Source organism: Pseudomonas protegens (assembly GCF_003732485.1).
GTDB lineage: Bacteria > Pseudomonadota > Gammaproteobacteria > Pseudomonadales > Pseudomonadaceae > Aquipseudomonas > Aquipseudomonas protegens_B.
In genome coordinates, this window is the sequence record NZ_MOAK01000092.1 from 180,382 (window position 1) to 199,536 (window position 19,155).

Consider the following 19,155-nt stretch of genomic DNA (forward strand, 5'->3'; position numbering starts at 1 on the left):
TGCGGTAAACAGACGCCGTACCACTTTGCAGACACGCCCCCTGCGAAACTCGATGTCCATAACTCACTCTTCAAGTAGATCAATGCGCACAACATCAGACTTTCAAGTGCCCTGAAACGGGCCCCCGCAAGACCAGAAAGCTAAAGACTGCGGTAAAGCCGTGCCAGGCCTTCGGTCAGGCTGGTCGGCGTCCCCAGGTCGAAGCGCTCCAGCAAACGCCGGTTGTCGGCCTTCGAATGACGGATATCGCCGGAACGGGCCGCCCCATGGCTCACGTTCAGTGGTTTGCCGCTGATCTGTTCCAGCGCGGCAATCAGGTCGTTGAGCGAAGTCACGCCACTGAGGCCGACATTGGTGGCATCGGCTGTTGGTGTCGGGCGTTCAAGACCCTGGACCAGGATCTTTACCAGGTCCTCCACATAGACAAAGTCGCGGGTTTGGCCACCGTCACCGAACACGGTGATGGGGCGTGCGCTCTTGGCCCGTTCGCTGAAGATGCTGATCACGCCGGAGTACGGCGACGACGGGTCCTGGCGTGGCCCGAAGATATTGAAGAAGCGCAGGATGACCGGCTCCAGGCCATGCTGACGACGATAGAAATCCAGGTAGTACTCGCTGGCGAGCTTGTCCGCCGCATAGGGCGTGAGGGGAGACTTGGGCGTGTCTTCGTCTATCGGGGTGCCCTCCCCGTTATTGCCATAGACGGCGGCACTGGACGCAAACACGACTCGGCGGATACCGGCGGCGCTCATGGCCTCGCACACCCGCAGTGTGCCGATGAAGTTGCTCTGGTGAGTACGCACCGGGTCCTCAACCGAGGCCTGGACCGAAGCGACAGCCGCCAAGTGCACCACCGCGCCACAGCCCTGCATGGCTTCAGCCAGGGTCGCGGCCTCGGCGACATCACCGACGACGAGCTCCAGAGCTGCATGGTCCACCGGCAGATTGCTGACCTTGCCGGTAGAAAGGTCATCCAGAACCCGGACTCCATAGCCTTTGGCCAACAGCGCATCGACCAGGTGCGAACCGATAAAGCCCGCGCCCCCTGTCACCAGTATCCGTTCAGTAGACATAGATCATCCCGAAGAAAAATATCGCAGCTGCGCCGTTTGAAGCTAGCACACCCACTGAATACGCCATGGCTATTAGCCCCCTGGGCCAATATTTCCTTGGGTACTTGCTCTCTTTCAAAGGCTAAAGCGCCTTTTTGGCAGAACTTTCGAAACCCTGACGTCAAAAAAACATCAATAGAATCAAGCGCTCAGTGGCGAAATACTGGGATAAAAATGCCGTCGCGTCAATATTGCGTCGAATTATTATTTTTTCAGCAGCAAAGCCAAAAAATGGCCAATATATTGACGGATTATCACTTCAAGGCTCTGGATCAAGGCGATCAGCCCTGAGGGTGATGGCATCAGGCGATCTCCCCTACGGGGTAGGCGTGAAAATTAAATGACTTACCAGGGGCAGAATCACCACGAAGCGACTGCCTTTGCCGCTGCCTGCGCTCATGCCGGTCACCGTTCCGCCATGACCCTGGGCGATGCTGGCAACGTCAGCCTCCGGGCCAACACGGCGCGCCAGAGACGCTACGATCTGGCGACTCTCTTCGCTTAGCGTGGACATGATGGGCTGATAATGAGTGGGGAGGGTTCGATAGCACACCCTATGCCCACGTATAGAAGCGCTATTGAATGCGGCCCCGCTCTGGCCCTTGCAAAGGGGGCTGCCGGGACTGATCGCCGAGAAACCGCACCCAGGCCTCATAAGCCTGTTGATGCCGGCAGGTTGCGTTGTCCCACTCAGGGCCGCAGTTCTGTCGTGCGGAAACCAGCATCATCATGCCCGTCGTTGCAGCATCCAGCTCAAGTAGCAGCTTGTACGCTTCAAGCCGGAAATCGTCGAAGGACTTCATGGTTGTGCCCTGGTGGCGACATAGCAGCGCGAAGAAATCTTGTCCCTTGTGTCGTTGATTACCTGCAAAACCAGTAGTTCAAATCGATCCGGCTCGGGGCGGCGAAGGGGTTGCCTGCACTGACCGGCGCACTCGAACTCGCACGCTCATCCGGCGGGCGGTGAATTCCGTCAGCACCGATCGGCCCGCGCCGGGCTACAGGCACTCCTGCGCAGCGCGCTCGAAACTCGATGGCGCAAAACTCGAGGCCAGCAAGTGGCGCTCATACAGGAACACCTTGCCGCCATTGGGCGTCTTGTAGGCTTCCAGCACGTTGTCCGCTGCGACTTTGCTGGTGACCACGATCCGGTAGCCGCGCTGTGATTGCGAGACGCTGGCCGTCTGGGCACGGCTCTGCAGTTTGGGGACCACACACTCGGCGTACTCGGCTGGAGTCTTGTGGGTCTGCATGACCAGGGTCGGGTCGTTCGGCGCAGTCGCGCAACCGGCCAGCAGCAAGGAGGCCAGGGTCATGGCGGGAATCAATGGAAGGCGCATCGGGGAAGTCCTGAAATAAAGCCGGAGTCGGTGCGCAAGGGGTCGGCGTCACGGGCGCCGCCCTTGCGATCATGGTTTTTCGTCGGGGGCGATTGTCCATGCTTGTCGCTCCAGGCAGAACTTGTGTTGCTTGATTGTCACTATTGCTTGAACCAATAGTTGCGCCCCGTGCAGACTGCCTGACAGCCGAACTACAACTAAAAAAAGGATTTGTGTGTGCGAACTTTTGATCTGATCCGCGATGCCGTGCTGCCGGAATTTCGCGAACGGGTGGCCGACTATCTGGTCGAGTATGAAAGTGTACTGCGTGACAACAGCGCCGAACCGCAGACGCTGCAGGCGGTTGCCTACCAACTGCGCGGTTATTTGCGCGGCCTGAACACCACTCGGGTGCTGGGAATGGCGGACTGGGAAGAGCTGGACCGGCGGGTGGTGGCGTCCTGGCTGACCCCGGACGCCGGTGAAACCCTCGAATAACCGGGGTTCTCAGGGTGCCGGCAGCGCACCCTTGCTGGCGGCGAGGTAGGCGGACAAACGCTTGCCCATTTCCTCTCCCAGGGCTTGCAACCCGCTCATGGGTCGCACCATGACCTCGAATTCGACAATCTTGCCGCTCTCGTCAAAGCGGATCATGTCGATGCCCTTGAGCTGTTTGTCGCCGACCCGGGCACTGAACTCCAGCACCACGCTCAGGCCATCGGCGGTGGCCAGTTCGCGGTGATAGGCAAATTCCTCGAAGACATCGAGCACCGTGCCAAGGATGGTCGCCACGACCTGGGCTCCCGGGTAGGCGGTATGGGCCATGGGCGAGCGAAACACCACTTTGGGGTCCAGCAGTTCGGGCAAGTCGCGCAGGTCTTGCTCGGCGACCATGGCGTGCCAGCGTTGCAAGGATGCATGGGCCTGGGGTTGCAGTTTCAGTTCGGACATGGGGGGCTTCCTTAGGTGGTCTTGTTGTTGTGGCGCCCAGGCTACGAGCCAATCTTAGCGCCGTCAAGATTCTTGATCATGATAAGATTGCGGCGTTTTTTTGCCTTCCAGTCGAAGCCATTCGGGGCCTTCCAGACATGACCAAGCACTCCTCGCGCTCCCGGGATTCCTACCACGTGGGCAATCTGGCACCGCAACTGCTCGATGCGGCCCGGGACATGCTCGAGGAAGTCGGCCCGACCAAGCTGTCGCTGCGGGCTGTGTCCGAGCGGGTCGGGGTCAGTGCCACCGCGGCCTACCACCACTACGCCAATCGCGCAGAGCTCATCGGCCACTTGGCGGCTCAAGGCTTTCACGAATTGGCCCAGGTGTTGCCCCGGGACAGTACCCAGAGCGGCCTGCAGAAGTTGCGCAATGCCTGCCTGGCCTACTTCAGCTTTGCCCGCGCCAACCCGGCGCTGTACCAGCTGATGTTCGGCCCCGAGTTCGCCAACGGCCAGATGCCTCCACAACTACTCAATGCCCGCAACCACGCCTTTGGCGAACTGCGACGGATCATTGCCGAAATCCTCGAGCTGGACATCGAACACGCCGAAGTCCGTCGGGCCGCCCTCGCCGGCTGGTCCTATACCCATGGCCTGGCATCACTGGTGATCCATGGCGTCCTGCACTTTCCGGCCGGCACCTCGGACCAGCGCTTCGTCGACAGCACCCTGCAAGGCTTCCTGCAACTGTTCCAGGCCGGTAACCGGGAATGAAGAAGGCCATCGCCCGCGGCCTGTTCCGTGCGCTGGCGGATCGCCGGCCCGGATCGGCTACGCCCGCTGCCGGCCTGCACATAGTGGTCCCCCGGTGGGATGCCAAACTGGGCGATTCGATCGTGTCCTCGTTCTTCTTTCGCGAGGCGCGCAAGCTCAATGCCCGGGTCACTGTGTTGACGGTGCCGGAGCTTGCCCCCTTGCACGCCCAGGACTTTGGCGTGGACCGGGTCATAGTCACCCAGGCCAATCCCGGGCTGCTGGAGCTGTGCAAGATTGCCGGGCAATTGGGCCAGGTGGATGCAGTGGTCCATCTGGTGGGCCGGATTCAGCCGGCAGAAATCGTCTTTCTGCGGTTGCTGCGGCCGTCGCGGGTCTACTCCTTCGATGACGAGCTGCGCTGCGTCAATCGCAAGTTCGGCGCCGCGACCCAGGGCCTGAGTTACGCCCAGTGCCTGGAACGGGTGCTCCTGGATCTGGGGGCCAGTGCGGTCGAGTGCCAGTACATGGTTCCGCTTCCCGAGCACTTCCAGCCCAGCGCCGCGCCGCAGATCCTGATCAATCCCTATGGAAGCCGGCCGGACAAGAGCCTGTCCCCGGCCCAGTCGCTGGCATTGCTGCGCGCCATTGCCGATGCCTGCCCCGACAAGGCCCTGGGGATACTCTGCAGCCCCGCCACCCGCACAGACGCCGCACAACTGGCGGCCGCCGTGGCCCGGGACAATGTGCAAGCCCTCGAGGACCTGGCCACCCCCAGAGACGCTGCGGGGTATCTGCAACGTGCCCAGGTGGTGATCAGTGTCGATACCGCGATCGTGCACATGGCCGTCGGGCTGGGGACCCGGCTGATCGCCATCTACCCGGCCATGGGGGCCGAACACAATCCGTGGTTGCCACCGCCCGCGCCTTCCACTCTGGTGGTCTACAGCCAGCAGGACGTAGCGCAGTACCGCCGTACAGGCAGGAAAGACATGAACCGGTTTGCCGTCCAGGAGGTGGTCGATGGCCTGCACAGGCTACTGGCCGACGCGCTTGATCCCGGCGGCCCGCAACTCGTGCTCCAAGCCCGCATTGTTTCCGGCCTGGGGGTGGCCACCGGTACCCTGGCCCGTCAGCTACCGCTGCTGAGCCGGGATTTTCCCGAGGTTGGCAATTGCCATCCCGCAACCATCAACCTGGAGTTGCAACGCCCGCTGGTGATCAGTGCGCCCGATCACCGCAGCGCTCCACTCGCCTGGACGCCCAGCGGGCGAACCACGGAGGTGTTCGACCTGCTGCGGATCGAGTTGCAGCTCGATCGACGCCCCCAGCGTTTTCCCGCCTGGCTGTATATCGCCCACGGTTCTCCTCACCGGCAGACGCCGACCATCCATGAAGTGATTGCCCCACGCCTGGATCTGTCCGGTGTCTCCAGCTGTCGCGTCCACCTGCGCGCCAGTGCCGTGGCTGCGCTGGAATCGTGAGCCCTGTCGCAGGCCCGTACCGGCGTTACGGTTCACAGCTCTGGATCAGCCGCGTTGTCTCCTCCAGCCAGTAGCCGGAATCAGGCTCGATATGCAGGAACAACCTGGCCAGTAACGTGCCGCCGGCCAGGAACTGCGCCACCGTCTCGACACGCTGGGCGGTGCGCTTGAAGTAGGTGTTGTAGAGCTTGAGCAAAGCCACGTCGGCCAGCAGGAAATCGGCGACCGGCAGATCCTGGCGGTGCATCACCTCACAGCTGGCGAAGTTGTACTGCGGGCGGTAGCCGGGGTCGACCACGCTGGGGGCAATGGGCACCCACTCTCCGACCCGGCGCTGCACGATGTCCTTGATGCCTCCCGGATTGCCCCAGCGATGGGTGCCGCCCGCCAAGGCGGCGGTCAGGGCCTCGGCCAGCAGCGCGTTGCCCGGCTGTGAGGCGAACAGGCTTTCGCTGTACCAGTGCAGCCCGGGGCTGAGTCCATCGGGAAACAGGACGGAGGTCGGGTCACGCAGGAAGATGCTGTCGGCATCGACCCAGGCGCCGCCGTACTGGTGGACGTAGGCCATGCGGATCAGGTCGCTCTTGGCGACGATGGCCTCGATGCCGGCTGCCAAAGTGAAGGCCAGGGGCTCGAAGCCCCATGCCTTGCCGAGGATCTGTGGGTCGATGAGCCTGGCCGCCGTGGCGGGGGTCAGCAGCAGGAAGGCGTCCCCCAGTGCCCGTCGGATCGAAACCAGCCCCAGTGCCACGTAGGGCGGCATCGATTGTCCCGGGGCCGTCTCCCAGTAGCTCACATAGCGCACGGCTCCGGGGTTCATTGGCGCACCGCCAGGCCATTGGGGCTGAGCAACCCGGCCTCGGCCAGATACTGCTTGAGCAGCGCCAGGGACGGCGCGCACTCGTCCTGCGCGAGGAACTCGTTGCCCAGGGCCGACTTGTACAGGCGCAGCCAGTTGTCCATGGGCACCCTGGGCAGGAACCCGGCGAGGGCCTGACGATTACTGGCGCAAAACAGCAAGCGCAACGTCCGCAGGATCGGTTGGTAATCGGCTTCGGACAGCAGTGCGGCCAGGGTCTGGTCCAGTGCCTGCTTGATCACCATATGATTGAGCCGCTCTTCAATCCTGGCGTCGGCCAGGGCGACCCGTGGATCGATGGCCACCGGGTAGATCGCCTGGAACGATTTGGCACCGTTGCACAGGGACTCGTACAGCACCTTGTCCGCCGTCGAACCGGTGACCAGCACATCATCGCCAAAAATCACATGCACCCCGCTCCAGCGGTAGAAGTTCGCGGCGGGAATGACATGGTCCTGGACCAGATTCACCCGCTCACGCTCCTCGGTACTCAGGCTGGCGTAGTTCTCGCAAGGCGGTGCAATCCGCGGGAGCTTGACGTTGATGATCGTCGGCAGCCCCATGTGCGCCAGCTTGACGTTGATCTCCTCCACCACCAGGTCGTACAGCACGTTTGCGGTGGACGGCACATTACGCCAGCCGGTGGTCATCATCACCACGTTGTCGCCGCTCGCCCTGGCGCTGCGAAACAGCCGTGCCCAATGGGATTGGGGTTGCTCCAGTTGCTCGCACAGATGCTCGATCAGCCGCCACGCCAAGTAGCGGATATCCTGCATGCTGCCGTACTTGGCCCGGCTGTAGGCCTGTACCAGAGGGGTGGCATCGGCGCCGCTGGCCATGTCGCGGAACGCACCCGGGGCGCCCGGCGACAGGCAGTTCAAGGCGTGGCCACCCAACACCGACACGTACTCCGGCATGTCGATCAGGTTGCGGGCCAACAGGTCCGCGGCGAATGCTCGCAAGCCCAGCTTGACGTCCTGGGGACGGCACTGTGCCGCCGCCTGACGGAACCGGCGCAACTGCAGATCGACAGGCAGAGCGCTCAGGGTGCTCCATTGAGCTTCGGTCCTGGTATCGGACAGGGTCGTCTCCATAGTCAGCCCCCTCCCTTCACGTTGATGGCCATGGCGTCCCCAAGGGACACATCGATTCGACGACGGCGCTGGTAATAGCTGATGCGCTGCAGCCCCAGGGGTTGCAGTGCGTGCAACAGTTCGCGGATGCCCCCACCGGCATCCCGAGGATCGTGGGCATCGGAGCCGACAGTGAGGGCCACGTCGTGTGCGATCAACTGCGGCAACAGCAGCCGTGACGGGTAGGACCACAGCCCCTGCACCTCGCACCCCGTTTCGGGGTCCAGGCTCGACTTGCGCAGCCCCGAAGCATTCAGTTCATAGGCCACGCCGTTGCGCGCAAAAAGCCCCAGTAACGGCTCCAGTCGGCGCAGCACAATCTCCTCGGGCACGCCCCGCAGCAAGGTGTCGGCATGCCCCACGGCATCGAACAGGCCGCTGTCCAGCAGCGCCTCCAGATCGGCGAAATAACGATCGAGGAAGGCCTGACCGGCCAGCCGGGGCAGTTCCCAGACCTTGACCATGGGCTCGCCGGGCACTTCGACGTAATGGATCGAACCTATGGCGAAGTCCAGTTCGTAGCGGTCCAGCAGTTCACGGTTGTAGAGGTCGGAGCCGGGCATGTAGTCGAACTCCAGGCCACGCAGGATCTGGATCTGCCCCTGATAGGTCTGTTGCGCCTGGTGGATGTCGGCGAAATAACGGTCGAGTTCGGACAGCCGCAGGCGGTTGTCGCGGTCCACGGTAAAGGGCGCGTGATCGGTGATGGTGAGGATGCTCACCCCGGCCTTGATCGAAGCGCGAACCAGTTCATCCACGGTGCCGACCGCGTGCTTGGAATAGAAGGTGTGGCTGTGGGAATCGATCATGCGGGCACCAGTTGTTCGAGCAGGCCATCGTGGTTCGCCAGTTCCTTGACCAGCCAATAGGGATTGTTGGCCTTGGCCAGGATCGACTGCATCGGTTCCATCTTGTCGAAGCGTGCCAGCAGGTCGGCCAGGGGCTGGGTGTACAGGGTGCGCACCAGTGGTGTTTCCCGCACATGGGCGGCCAGTTGCTCCCAGCACACGCGGTCAAAATGCAGGTTGCCCAGGCGCTGGTTCTCGATGCCGTACAGATAGACATCGCCATTGGGCTTGACGGTGACATCCATGCCGTTGCTCAGCGGTGGCTGGTTCAGGCTGCCGAAGGTGAACCGCTTGTTGATCTTGGCCTCGATGGCCTCGATGTAGTCATGCAGGTTCAGATAACCCGGCGCAGTGTCCGCTGCCGGGTGCACCAGATTCTTGTAGTCGATGCCGAAGCGCCCGTCTGCCGTGACCAGTACATCCTCAAGAGCGTTGCGCGCCTCGATACTGCCGTGGATGCCCCACTGGGCCAGTTCGCTCAGCAGGTAGTCCCGGGTGAACGGGCGATCGGTGTCAATGGAGCGAAACGAAAACCCCAGGCCGGCCGGGCGCTGCTTGCGCAAGTAATCCAGGCTGAGGCCGTGGGCGCGCCATTTGACTTTCTCGATATGGTGGCTGTCGGCACTCAAGCGGATATTGCAGGTATCGCCGTTGCCCACCACGATGCGATTGGTGGTCTCGTAGAAGTCGAGCATCTTGTCGTGGGGAAAAAAACCACTGGTGATGAACTCGAAGCTCCTGCCGCCCTGGGACAGCCCGAGGATCTCGTGAAACACCTTGGCGTTGTTCAGAGGCTCGCCTTCGCCGCTGATGGAAATCCGTTTCACGGCGGGGGCATTGATCAGGGCCGCGAGGTTCTCCCGGGCCAGGGTCGAGAGTTCCATGCTCATGCCCGACTTGTGCTTGTCGGCGTACATGCAGAACGCACAGCCGATGCCACAGATCTGGGTGATGTCGATGTACAGCAGATGTCCTTGGAGGTCCATGCCTGTTGACTCGTTCCAATGGTTTGCAAATACCTGGCCCCAGGATCACGCAGATCCTGTGAGCAGGTCGTCAAGGGTCTTGCCGATGCCGGTCAGTACTGGAGATTGATCTGCAGTTGCTGAATCTGTACCGAGCGTGGGTGGATGATGTGGGTCAGTACCCTGCCCTCGCGCACGCTGGCCATTTCCGGGAAGTCCGCATAGCGGTCGTTGCTGATGACGTAGGCACTCTCGTCGAATTCGGCGGCCGCCAGAATGGCTTCGTCGGCCTTGGCCTTGTCGTTCATCACCACCACGGTGGCGTTGGGAAAGGCCGCTTGCAGGGCGCCGTCGTCCATCTTCAACTGCTGGCGGATACCCGGATCGAACACCAGGGTCACTTTGTAAGTGGCGCACAGGTGGCTCACCAGCGCCTTGAGTGCCACAAGGCCGATAAAGCGCCGTTGGCCGTTCTCCGTAGGGGCGTAACACAGGTTGTTGCCGTCGACGATCAGCGTGCCGATCTCGTTCTGCAGAAGACGGACCACGTCCCGCAGGCGCAGCTGCAGTTTTTCCGCATCCTGGGTCACCTTGCGCTGCTCGTACTTGAGGTCTTTGAGGAGGCTGCGCGGGCTGCTGTTACCCGAGCCAAAATGCCGAGCGCAGGCTTCGTGGATCTGCGCGCGCTCCCGAGCGCTCTGGGCCTGATTCAAGGCCTCATAGAATGCGTCGGCCTCGGCAATGTCCCGTTCGAGCCGCTCCAGGGTGCTCTTGGCCCTCTGCCATTCGCGGGAAACCTGGCCGGCGGCGGCCTCCCAGCGCTCGCTGGACTTGCGGGTCTGCTCGATGGTGAGCCTCAGTTGCCCTTGCTCATCGCGCAGTTGGGCCATCAATGCCTGGGCCTCCAGGGGGTCGAAGCTGCGGTAGCGCTTGAGGTCCTGCTCCAGACGCTGCTCCTGCACACCGTACTCGACGAGCTCGGCGCGAACGTCGATCAGGTTGCGTTGCAGCGCCTTGATCCGCCCCGTCAACGTCTCCACCAGTCGTTTGGCGACACTGCGCTCGGTGGAGAACCAGTGGCCAGGATTGAATCCGGCGGCGGCCTGCTCCTGGGCACTGTCCAATTGGCTTTGATTGGACTTGAGCAGTTGCTCGAGTTGGCCCTGGCGCTCCCGGGCGGCCTGCATCTCACGCTTCAACCGGGCCAGGCTGGAGTGGCTCTGGGCACTGTCAAAGTCGTTCAACCAGTCCAGCTTGTCCTGGGTGCGCTGCATGCTTGAGGCAATGCGCTCGGCCTCGGTGTTGAGGAATACAAGTCGGGTCGCGTGGTCGTTGGTATACACGGTATCTGATCCTTATTTCACTCAATACGCCCAACGCAGACGGTCGAGCCTTTCAATGGATACAGGGCTCAACAGGCACTGTGCGCCGAGCGCCGGCCAGCGGCGTAGAAGGCCTTGGCCCCTAGGTAGATAGCGCCAGCCGCTGCTGCGCCCGCGGCGAAACAGATGACATTGACCAGCAGGAATTCGAGGGGCGAAATCGTAGGATTCATGGCGAACTCTTCCTTTATCGATGGCGTGGTAGACAAGGGCCGTGCGCTTATCCCGGGTTCAGCCGGGCACCGCAGCGGCCACAGAAATTGCTGCCTGGGGTGATCGGCGCGTAGCAACCGGGACAGGTGCTCTTGAGCAGCATTTTCTGGCGCATGTGGCCGATCTGAATCACACAGGGCACCGTCACCCGGTACGCCGGGCTGGCCAGATCGAACGCGGTCCAGATGCCGGTAATGGCCCAGCCCACCGGCCCGGCAAGCACCGCAAGGCCCCGGCCCAGAGCCGTTGAGCCGGCCGCAAAAGCCACGCCCTTGCCCACCAGGCTGCTCAGGGTCGCGCTCGCCACCAGGGCGGCCACGTTGTAGGAACCCAGCCCGGAGGCGCTCAGGGTGGCGATCAGGGTCGCCAGGGCTCCAGGGCCCATGCCCGGACGGTAAGTGGTGCCCATGGATTCGAAAAAGGTGGCCTTGTCCTCTTCGCTCATCCGGCCGATGGATTGTTCAAGCACCTTGCCGATGATGGTCATTTCCATCTGGGCGCAGGTGTCCGTGTCGTTCTTCGAGGCCTTTACATGGCTGGCGACGTCGCTCAACAGCTCCCGGTACGGCACCCCGCTCCCACCCCGAAGGATGTTCATCATCGAGTTGCCGCCGAAGCGGGTCAGTTCTTCGGCCACCATGGCCCGCGCCAGCTCATTGAGCTCGCTGTCCTTGGCCGCGGTCAGTTGGCGACACACAGAGGACGACAGAGAGATACGGCCCTTGCCGTTGTCGGTGATCACATCGATCAGCAACCTGACATCGTCGGCGGCGGCGCTCATCAGGACATCGGCAAGATCGGGGTCGTGGATGATGGGCATGCTGCGACTCCTCTTAAAAAAGTTTATTGGTCGTTGCTGGGGTTATGTGGGGTCGCTCGGCTCACCAGCGCACCGGCGATGGCGGTCAGCATGACGCGGGTCCGCGGGGCGCGAGTCTGGCGCAACATCAAGGCATCGAACTTGAGGCAGCTGCGCCGCCGCCATTCATCCCTGGCGTTGACCCGGCTGACCTCGGGCGATGCGCCCACCCCAATGGGCCGCGCATCCGGATGGACCTTGCATTCACGCAACACCTTCTCCACCGGATTTCTCGCCTCCAGGCGCTCCTCGCGCAGCAGTTTGTCGGCCGCTGCCAGGTAATCGCCGCTGTCGCCGATGGCCGCCGCCAACTGCTCCCAATCTTCCGGGCGCATGAGCAGGAAAGCCGGCGGCACACCCAGGGCATCGGCCAGGCGGCTGATGGTGCTCAGATCCGGATTGGCCTCGGCCGACTTGAGTGCGCGCAGGGTGCTGCGGGCGATCCCTGTCCTGCGCTGCATGCGCACCGCTGAAAAGGCACCCGGTGCGTGGTTGTCCCGGGCTGCACCGGCCACTGCCAGCACCGCGCTGAGGTTGTCGCTGAAGCATTGCCCCAGGGTCCTGGGCAGAGACTGTACTGATCCGTTGGTATCCATGGTTGTCGTCCTGCAACTTGATGGACGCACAATATCCGCAGCAGTGGCCAATAGATATCAAACTTGGAGCCTATACACTCCACTTGCTTAAGAGAATGGAGCGTGCGCACTCCATAAATTGCCGAAATGCTCGAAAATACGGCCTCTGGCGCCGATCTGCGGGCGCACCGCACGCTAGCCCTGTGCTGTTATCGCACCGCGACAAACCCTCTATACTTGCCACCTTTTCGCTGCCCCCGACCTCAATCGCAAAGGACTACGATGCTTCCTCCTGATATCCGGAAAAAAGTTGCCTCGCTCTGGGACCTGGTGTCCGGCGCCGGGCTGGCCTCCTCGCCCTACGTGGCACTGGAACAGATTGCCTGCCTGATCTTTCTCAAGCGCCTGGATGGCATGGCCGCTGAGCCGGATGAGGATGGGTTGCCGTCGATCTTCCAGTTGCTCATGCCTGATGAGGAAGGCCCGCCGAACAAACACTACTCGCTCTGGAAGGCCTTACTGGAGCAGCCGGCCCCTGGCACCTACTTGAATGACCGGGTTTTTCCATGGCTGCGCAGCCTGGAGATGCGCATCGGCGACTATCCATCCCTGGCCAGGCGATTGGGCTTGAACGGCATGTTGAGTGACGCCTACTTTCAGCTCGATCCGAGCAAAAACCAGGCGCTCAGGGGCTTGGTGCACGGCATTGACGAACTGTTCCCCTATACCGGGAAAAAGCGTCAGGCACGGTTTTCATCCGCAGAGGTGTTCGAGTATCTGTTTACCCAGGGTTCGGCCACCAGCAATATCGGCCCCCTCGTCACCGCACGGCATATCACCCGGTTCATGACGGCACTGCTGGACCCTCTGCCCGGGCAACGGATCATCGACCCCGCAGCCGGCACGGGCGGCTTTCTGGTGTGTACTCTGCAATACATGTTGTCCAGGTCTGCCAGGTTGTCGGCCAGTGGCAAAAAACGGATCCATGACGGCCGCTCTCTGGTGGGCATTGATCTCAGCCATACCCTGGCGCGGATTGGCTGGGTCAATCTCCTGCTGCATGACATTGAGCAGCCACAGTGCATGCAAGGCAACAGCCTGGCCACTGGTGACGCTCAAGGGGCCGCAGAATCTTTGCTGAACGAGAGTTACGACTTTGTCATCAGCGACCTGCCATTTGGCGGCCGGATCGATCCACAGGAAGCCGCGAAGGCAAACTACCTGCCCTTCTATGCCCGGGACGACCAGGGCAACAGGTCAGACAAGGTGGAGCTGCTGTTTGTCTGGCGAGCCTTGAGCCTGTTGCGAGTTGGTGGCAGCGCGGCGTTGATCATTCCACAGAATCTATTGGTCGGCCGCTCCCAGGCCCAGATCGAGCTGCGTCGTGAGCTGCTGTGCAAACACTGCGTGGAGGCGGTGATCCTGTTGCCCGGAGAGATCTTCAATCCTTACACCGGGATCAAGGCCGCGATTCTGGTGGTGCGCAAGACAGGCGATCAGCAAGCGCAGACCAAGTCATACGATGCGACACCACAAACTGACGCAGTCTGGTTTTATCAAGTGACCCAAGATGGGTACTCGATGGACAGCAAGCGCGAAGAGCTGCCCGCCGATGCGGACAACGACTTGTTCGATGCCCTTGTGCATTTCCGGATACGTCAGCGGGGGCTGGGGCTTTGGGAGCGGAGCAAGGAAGTGTATTTCCAAGCAGGCGCCGGGCAAGATCCTCATTGGTCCTCAATCAATGACGAAAGCAGGCGCAACGCCACTCAGGTCAGGCAGTGGCAGGTTCCTGTACGTCGCAAGTTAAGAGGTGCCGATGCTCTGTTTTCCAATTTCCTGGACCCCGACTGCATCGAGGCCAAGGAATGGAGCCTGGATATCGAAGACTACAAAGTCATAGAACAACCCAGGTCCGGCGGTGATCGCACAGCCCTGCAGTTGATCGGTGAACTGGAAACCATCGAACTTGAGGTCATTGAGCAACTGCGTTATTTGCGCGACCTGATTGGGGAGGTGCAATGAGCCTGCCGGCATCCTGGCGGGAAGTCGGACTGCTGGATGTCTGTGAGCTCAATCCACGCACCAAGCGTCCGCCCCCTGAAACCCCAGTGAGTTTCTTTCCCAGGAGCCTGCTCGATGACCTGAATGGGCAGAACCCCGGCCCCAGTCTTCTTGCCTACGGCGAGACCCCTCGTCAGGGCGTGCTATTTCAGAATGGGGATGTATTGATCGCAACCCGTGGCCGAGACGTCATGCAGGCGACCATCATCTCCGGTCTGGTCACTGAGCTTGGCCTGGCTCAACACTTTCTGGCCCTGCGTGCCGGCCCTCAGGTACTCCCTGCCTACCTATTGCATTTTATTCAGCAGCCTTGGCTCCGGCAGGCGGCTCTGGGCACCAACAGAGGTACGCAGAGCCAACTGAGCATTCCGCTCAGCTTTTTCCAGAACCTGGCCATTCCTGTACCGCCGCTGGAAGAGCAGGAATACCTTGTGCAGTTGCTGCAAAAAGCTTCTCTGACGCCTTACCAGGACGCTCTGGACAGGGTCATTGATCTATCCGACGCCCTGGCGTTGGAGCTGCTGGTTTCCGGAGAAACGGTCCAGGCCTGGCCCTGGGTCAAGCTATCGGCCCATGTTGAGTTCAATCCCCCCAGACTCAGTCCCGGAGAAAACCACGCGCCTGCCCGGGCAGATCTGTTCACCCTGCAAGGCATTGACCCCGTCACCGGCCAGGGACAGCCGCAGCGGCTCAAGCTCGAAGAGCTGGGTCCATCCTGTGTTGAAGTCCAGGCCAATGATGTTCTGTTTAACCTCACTCGGGGTACGAGGTCGCGGGGTACCGCCTTCGTCGTCCCTTCAGATGAATCCGCAACTCCTTTTGCTTCGGCAGCCTTCCAGGTGCTGCGCCCCGGCGCTGCAGTTCTGCCCGAGTACCTGGCCTGTTTCATGCGGTTGTCGTGGCTGCGCCAGCATCTGCCCGTTACCACACGGGACCGCATTCCCGGGCGAATTTCCCGCTCCTTCTTCGAGCGCCTGGAGTTGCCACTGCCCCCGCTGGAACGGCAACAGTTCATCGTCAACCTGCTGCGTGAAGTGCCCCTCAAGCGCATTAACGATGCGCTGGAAACGGCCCGGCGGCTTGGCGAGGCCATGCTGACGGAGGCTTTCACTTCCAGTCTTTCAGCTAAATGGCGAGCTCAAGAGCAAACCCGGAGCATTGCAAGGCCACGTCCGCTGCACGTCGCACATCCTGCGCTGCCCGAAGCTCCCGAGCCGGTCGGGACTGTCTCGCGCAGTGCGCGGGCGACTGTTGCCACCCAGCTTTCGGGCTTCCAGTCACGGGTCTGGGAGGCCTTGAACAAACTGCCGTTGCCCTTGCTGATCGATGATCAGGATGCCGTCGAAGCCTTTTGCCTCAACCTGGGATCTGTGCAACATGAATCGGGGGTATCGACGGTGTCCGTGTTCCGTACCCTGGAGCAAATCGCAGCACTGGGGCTGATCCGTAAAATGAGCATTCCGGGAGGAGCAGGCAGCTCCACCGAAGGCGAGTTCATGACCGCGTTCAGGGTCTATCGGATCAGCGACTCGGGGCGCGTCGAGGAAGACAGCGCCATGCAGGATGCAAAGCGCTTTCGCGACAGCATCAGCCGTTCGAACAAGGGGCAATAAATGCGTTTGCGTTATTTGAATCTGAACCTCTACGCCCCCCTGAGCCAGCTCAAGGTGTGTTTCGCCCAGGACGCCCCCTGGGAAGCCTTGATCCAGGACCAGGCACAACCCTGCGCCATCCACTTCGTGGTGGGCCTCAATGGCAGTGGTAAAAGCCATTTGCTGCGCGCCATCGCATCGATCTATATCGCACTGGCCGATGGCCGACTGCCAGGCTTCGCCTTCACCCTCGTCTATGAACTGGGCGCGGTCGGCAATGGCAATTTACGCAGCGTGGTTTTCAAGAGTGCTGGAACTGCGGTATCCACTAGCCTGTGGCTGGCTGAGGGCGCGCCCATCGCAAAGAACGCAGACAGCGCGGATTTCGAAGCGCTCATCGAGCAACTGGGCACAGAGCAATTGCCGCAGTTCATGCCGCGAATCAAGGAAGGGGCTTACCCGCAAGCCGTGACGGACCTGCTGCCCAGGGTGCTGGCCTACACCTCCGGCTCCTGGAGGGCGTGGCAGGATATCTGGCGACCGCCGCTGGAGCAGGCGGCTAGCGCCTTGCGCTTCAAGAGCGATGAGCAATATCCGTTTGAACTGGAACGCCCCGTTGGCTGGACCTATCAAGATGAGGCGTCACTGGGTGGCAGCGAACCTGCTTCGCAGGGGCAGTCTTCCCTGCCCCACAGCACCGACGACGCCAGCGACCAGCTCAACCGTCCCATCCTGCTCAGCGACGGTCGCCCGGATGCAGCCTTGCTGGCCGTGGTCCTGCAGGACCTGATGCTGCAACGCCAGCCGCCACAGAATGATCGGGGGCTGGCCGGCCTGTTCGAAAAGGCCGGCTGGCATCGATTGGTCAGTGTGCGCTTGCGAGTGGACCTGGAGCGGGCCCTGGCTGCCCCCCGGGCCTTGCAGAGCAAAATGCACGACCTGATGCTGGTGGCCGGCGAGGTGCTGGCCCAACCCGACCCCGCCAATCGCCTGCGGGTGCTGCACTTTGATGTGGGTGCCCCGCTGCCGGCCTTGGGCAATAACCGGTACCTGAACCCGCAACTGCAGCAGGCAACGACTCAGGAACAGGCCCTGACCCTGATGCTGGGCGAATCCGGCCAGAGTGCCTTCAGCCGCTTCAACGAACTGTCGCGCTGGCTGGCTGTAGGCCTGATCGACGGCATCGAAATGTCGTTGCGGCGCAACGAAAAGCCCGAGGACGAGTTCGCCAGCGACAGCGGGGTCATGAGCTACGCAGACCTTTCCGATGGCGAACAGATGGTGCTACGGCGCTGGGCGCTGTTCCACCTGCTGGCGGGCCAGCAAGATGCCCTGCTGCTGCTCGACGAGCCGGAAACTCACTTCAACGATGCCTGGAAACGCGAAATCGTCAGCAATATCGAGCGGGCCATGGGCGAGGACGCCAACAGCGTGCTGATCGCCAGCCATTCGGCCATCGTGCTGTCGGATGTGTTCGATGAAGAAATCATCTTTATCAAGAAGGGAGCGGACGGCAGTTCTTCAGCCAATCAGGTCGGCACCCGCACCTTCGCCACCGATCCCGGGGCGCTGATGATGAATCTGTTTCACACGCAAGACAGCATCGGCAGCCGAGCACAGCAGCGTATCGAGGCCTTTCTCGAGCATGTTGAGCAGGTGCAGGTACCCACTGCCCAGCAGATCAGGCAGCTCAAGGCGGTGATCAATCGGCTTGGCACCGGTTTCTATCGCTCCGAACTGCGCGCCCGGCTCAACCACTGGGAGCAGACCGAAGACACTCGCACCCTGAATGCCTTGATCGAGCAGGTGAAATCGGATGATTTGAAAGCCGATCTGCATGGCTTGATCGACAAGCTCCAGGCCAGCCGCAACGCTCGGGGCGATACCGATGCTTAAACCCATCGAGCCTGTCGACTGCTCCGACGCCTTGAGGGCGTGCCAGAACATGATGCAGGTGTTCGCCCTGTGGTTGTGCCAGCCTACGACCCGGGCAGCACAACTGACGGCTGCCGACTTGCAGACACTGTCCCTCAGCCCGGAAGAAAGCCGTTGGCTGTGGGGCTTTCTGAACAAGAAACTCAATCGCCACAAGCTTCTGGAGCGGGCCGCCCATCTGGCCGAACTCACTGACGCGCAGAAAGACCGCTTGCGTGACTGGATCAATGCAACCAGCCGGATCGGCCGCTACTTCGAGGCAGCGCCCATCGCTTCGGCGATGCCAGTGGGTTACCCCTTCGCTGGCGACCCGGACGCCAAAGCCCACCAAAAAAACCTCCAGGACCTGATGGAGGCTTTCTACAACAAGGGGCTTAAAGACGGCCTGCCCTACCTTGCCGACGGTACCCCGACTGGTGAGCGCAGCTTGCTCCTGAAGTACCAGCACTTTTGCGACAGCTTTCTTGCGCTGCACAAGGGCGACAAGGACCAGGACGCCCGGCATGTCTGTGTGATGTGCGGTGGAGAGTTGCGCAATGTCGAGGTCGACCATTGGATACCCAAGAGCGCCTACCCCTTGCTGGCGGTGTGTGCGGAGAATCTGGTCCCCATCTGCGGCGAGTGCAATGGACCACAGAACAAGGCTGCACATCCCGTGCACAGCAGCGGCTCCTTTGAGGAGTGGTTCCATCCCTACAGGCGTAATCCCGCCGGCACACTCAAGCTGGAGTTCAACGTCAAGAAGCTCGGTGTCATGCTCAAGAGCACCCGCGCCGCCGACGTGCAACGAGTCCGCAATCTGAACAGGCTCCTGCACCTGGAAGATCGCTGGACCCGAGAGCTCAAGGGCGAGAACCGCAAGCTGTACAAATCCATCCTGACCCGGCAGCGAAAAAACGATGCCCCAACGTCGCTCCAAAGCCTCTATCAACAGGTGCAGGACTGGACCGACGGGCTCAGTGAAACCGAACCCAACTATGAAGTGCACCAGGCCTTGGCCAAGGCCCTGGGTGACCCTCGGCGAATTGCCGCCTGGAAGCGCGACCTGGACGATGCCTGGAAGGAGGACCGCAAAAAGACCCTCACAACTTGAACTTCAGTCGGCACCCACTCATCCTTGCGAACCT

19 protein-coding genes are annotated in these 19,155 nt (G+C 61.6%); 7 read left to right on the forward strand and 12 right to left on the reverse strand.

The genetic code is table 11. The features are described from left to right. Window positions 1-140 precede the first annotated feature (140 nt). The 3 genes from BLX41_RS32860 to BLX41_RS32875 all read right to left on the reverse strand — a co-directional run bounded on the left by BLX41_RS32860 (window position 141) and on the right by BLX41_RS32875 (window position 2,452). Entirely contained in the window at window positions 141-1,073 is a 933-nt protein-coding gene (locus BLX41_RS32860) for an NAD-dependent epimerase/dehydratase family protein (RefSeq protein WP_123728221.1), read from the reverse strand. A 614-nt stretch (window positions 1,074-1,687) separates the two neighbouring features. Continuing rightward, complete coding sequence (locus BLX41_RS32870; protein ID WP_123728223.1) at window positions 1,688-1,915, reverse strand: hypothetical protein; 228 nt, start codon at window positions 1,913-1,915, stop codon at window positions 1,688-1,690. Window positions 1,916-2,110: 195 nt separating this feature from the next. Then, the gene (locus BLX41_RS32875; protein ID WP_123728224.1) at window positions 2,111-2,452 is read right to left on the reverse strand and encodes a hypothetical protein; all 342 of its coding nucleotides are present in this window, start codon (window positions 2,450-2,452) and stop codon (window positions 2,111-2,113) included. Between the two features lie 216 nt (window positions 2,453-2,668). Here BLX41_RS32875 and BLX41_RS32880 point away from each other — a divergent pair, with 216 nt between their 5' ends. Further along, window positions 2,669-2,929: a hypothetical protein gene (locus BLX41_RS32880; protein ID WP_123728225.1), complete on the forward strand. Its 261-nt coding sequence runs from the start codon at window positions 2,669-2,671 to the stop codon at window positions 2,927-2,929. A 9-nt stretch (window positions 2,930-2,938) separates the two neighbouring features. Here BLX41_RS32880 and BLX41_RS32885 read toward each other — a convergent pair whose 3' ends face one another. Further along, complete coding sequence (locus tag BLX41_RS32885; protein ID WP_123728226.1) at window positions 2,939-3,382, reverse strand: nuclear transport factor 2 family protein; 444 nt, start codon at window positions 3,380-3,382, stop codon at window positions 2,939-2,941. A 137-nt stretch (window positions 3,383-3,519) separates the two neighbouring features. Between BLX41_RS32885 and BLX41_RS32890 the strand changes: the two genes are divergently transcribed. Then, window positions 3,520-4,140: a TetR/AcrR family transcriptional regulator gene (locus BLX41_RS32890; RefSeq protein ID WP_123728227.1), complete on the forward strand. Its 621-nt coding sequence runs from the start codon at window positions 3,520-3,522 to the stop codon at window positions 4,138-4,140. Further along, complete coding sequence (locus BLX41_RS32895; RefSeq protein ID WP_123728228.1) at window positions 4,137-5,603, forward strand: glycosyltransferase family 9 protein; 1,467 nt, start codon at window positions 4,137-4,139, stop codon at window positions 5,601-5,603. The genes BLX41_RS32890 and BLX41_RS32895 overlap by 4 nt, the downstream gene beginning before the upstream one ends. Window positions 5,604-5,628: 25 nt before the next feature. Here BLX41_RS32895 and BLX41_RS32900 read toward each other — a convergent pair whose 3' ends face one another. The 8 genes from BLX41_RS32900 to BLX41_RS32930 all read right to left on the reverse strand — a co-directional run bounded on the left by BLX41_RS32900 (window position 5,629) and on the right by BLX41_RS32930 (window position 12,458). After that, entirely contained in the window at window positions 5,629-6,423 is a 795-nt protein-coding gene (locus BLX41_RS32900; protein ID WP_123728229.1) for a glycosyltransferase family 32 protein, read from the reverse strand. Next, window positions 6,420-7,556: a hypothetical protein gene (locus tag BLX41_RS32905; RefSeq protein WP_123728230.1), complete on the reverse strand. Its 1,137-nt coding sequence runs from the start codon at window positions 7,554-7,556 to the stop codon at window positions 6,420-6,422. The genes BLX41_RS32900 and BLX41_RS32905 overlap by 4 nt, the downstream gene beginning before the upstream one ends. 2 nt (window positions 7,557-7,558) lie before the next feature. Next, window positions 7,559-8,404, reverse strand: coding sequence for a histidinol-phosphatase (locus BLX41_RS32910; protein WP_123728231.1), 846 nt, complete (start codon window positions 8,402-8,404; stop codon window positions 7,559-7,561). Continuing rightward, window positions 8,401-9,429 carry a radical SAM family protein gene (locus BLX41_RS32915; protein WP_123728232.1) on the reverse strand — a complete coding sequence of 343 codons (1,029 nt, stop codon included), beginning with the start codon at window positions 9,427-9,429 and terminating at the stop codon, window positions 8,401-8,403. Before BLX41_RS32915 ends, BLX41_RS32910 begins: the two co-directional genes overlap by 4 nt. A gap of 92 nt (window positions 9,430-9,521) precedes the next feature. After that, window positions 9,522-10,751 (reverse strand): hypothetical protein, encoded by a 1,230-nt coding sequence (locus BLX41_RS32920; protein WP_123728233.1) that lies wholly within the window; start codon window positions 10,749-10,751, stop codon window positions 9,522-9,524. Between the two features lie 68 nt (window positions 10,752-10,819). Next, on the reverse strand, window positions 10,820-10,963 hold the full coding sequence (locus BLX41_RS33975) for a hypothetical protein (protein WP_185073911.1): 144 nt from the start codon (window positions 10,961-10,963) through the stop codon (window positions 10,820-10,822). A gap of 47 nt (window positions 10,964-11,010) precedes the next feature. Next, window positions 11,011-11,823 carry a ubiquinol-cytochrome C chaperone family protein gene (locus BLX41_RS32925; protein WP_123728234.1) on the reverse strand — a complete coding sequence of 271 codons (813 nt, stop codon included), beginning with the start codon at window positions 11,821-11,823 and terminating at the stop codon, window positions 11,011-11,013. 23 nt (window positions 11,824-11,846) lie between these two features. Then, window positions 11,847-12,458, reverse strand: a complete 612-nt coding sequence (locus BLX41_RS32930) for a helix-turn-helix domain-containing protein (protein ID WP_123728235.1) — start codon at window positions 12,456-12,458, stop codon at window positions 11,847-11,849. Between the two features lie 126 nt (window positions 12,459-12,584). On the opposite strand from BLX41_RS32930, the gene BLX41_RS32935 reads away from it, so the two are divergent. From BLX41_RS32935 to BLX41_RS32950, 4 genes are read left to right on the forward strand one after another with little or no spacing between them, the layout of a single operon-like run. Further along, window positions 12,585-14,462: an HsdM family class I SAM-dependent methyltransferase gene (locus BLX41_RS32935; RefSeq protein WP_123728236.1), complete on the forward strand. Its 1,878-nt coding sequence runs from the start codon at window positions 12,585-12,587 to the stop codon at window positions 14,460-14,462. Next, complete coding sequence (locus BLX41_RS32940; protein ID WP_123728237.1) at window positions 14,459-16,114, forward strand: restriction endonuclease subunit S; 1,656 nt, start codon at window positions 14,459-14,461, stop codon at window positions 16,112-16,114. The genes BLX41_RS32935 and BLX41_RS32940 overlap by 4 nt, the downstream gene beginning before the upstream one ends. Next, window positions 16,115-17,989, forward strand: a complete 1,875-nt coding sequence (locus BLX41_RS32945; protein WP_123728238.1) for an AAA family ATPase — start codon at window positions 16,115-16,117, stop codon at window positions 17,987-17,989. Next, entirely contained in the window at window positions 17,982-19,121 is a 1,140-nt protein-coding gene (locus tag BLX41_RS32950) for an HNH endonuclease (RefSeq protein ID WP_148059808.1), read from the forward strand. Before BLX41_RS32945 ends, BLX41_RS32950 begins: the two co-directional genes overlap by 8 nt. The last annotated feature ends 34 nt before the right edge of the window (window positions 19,122-19,155 follow it).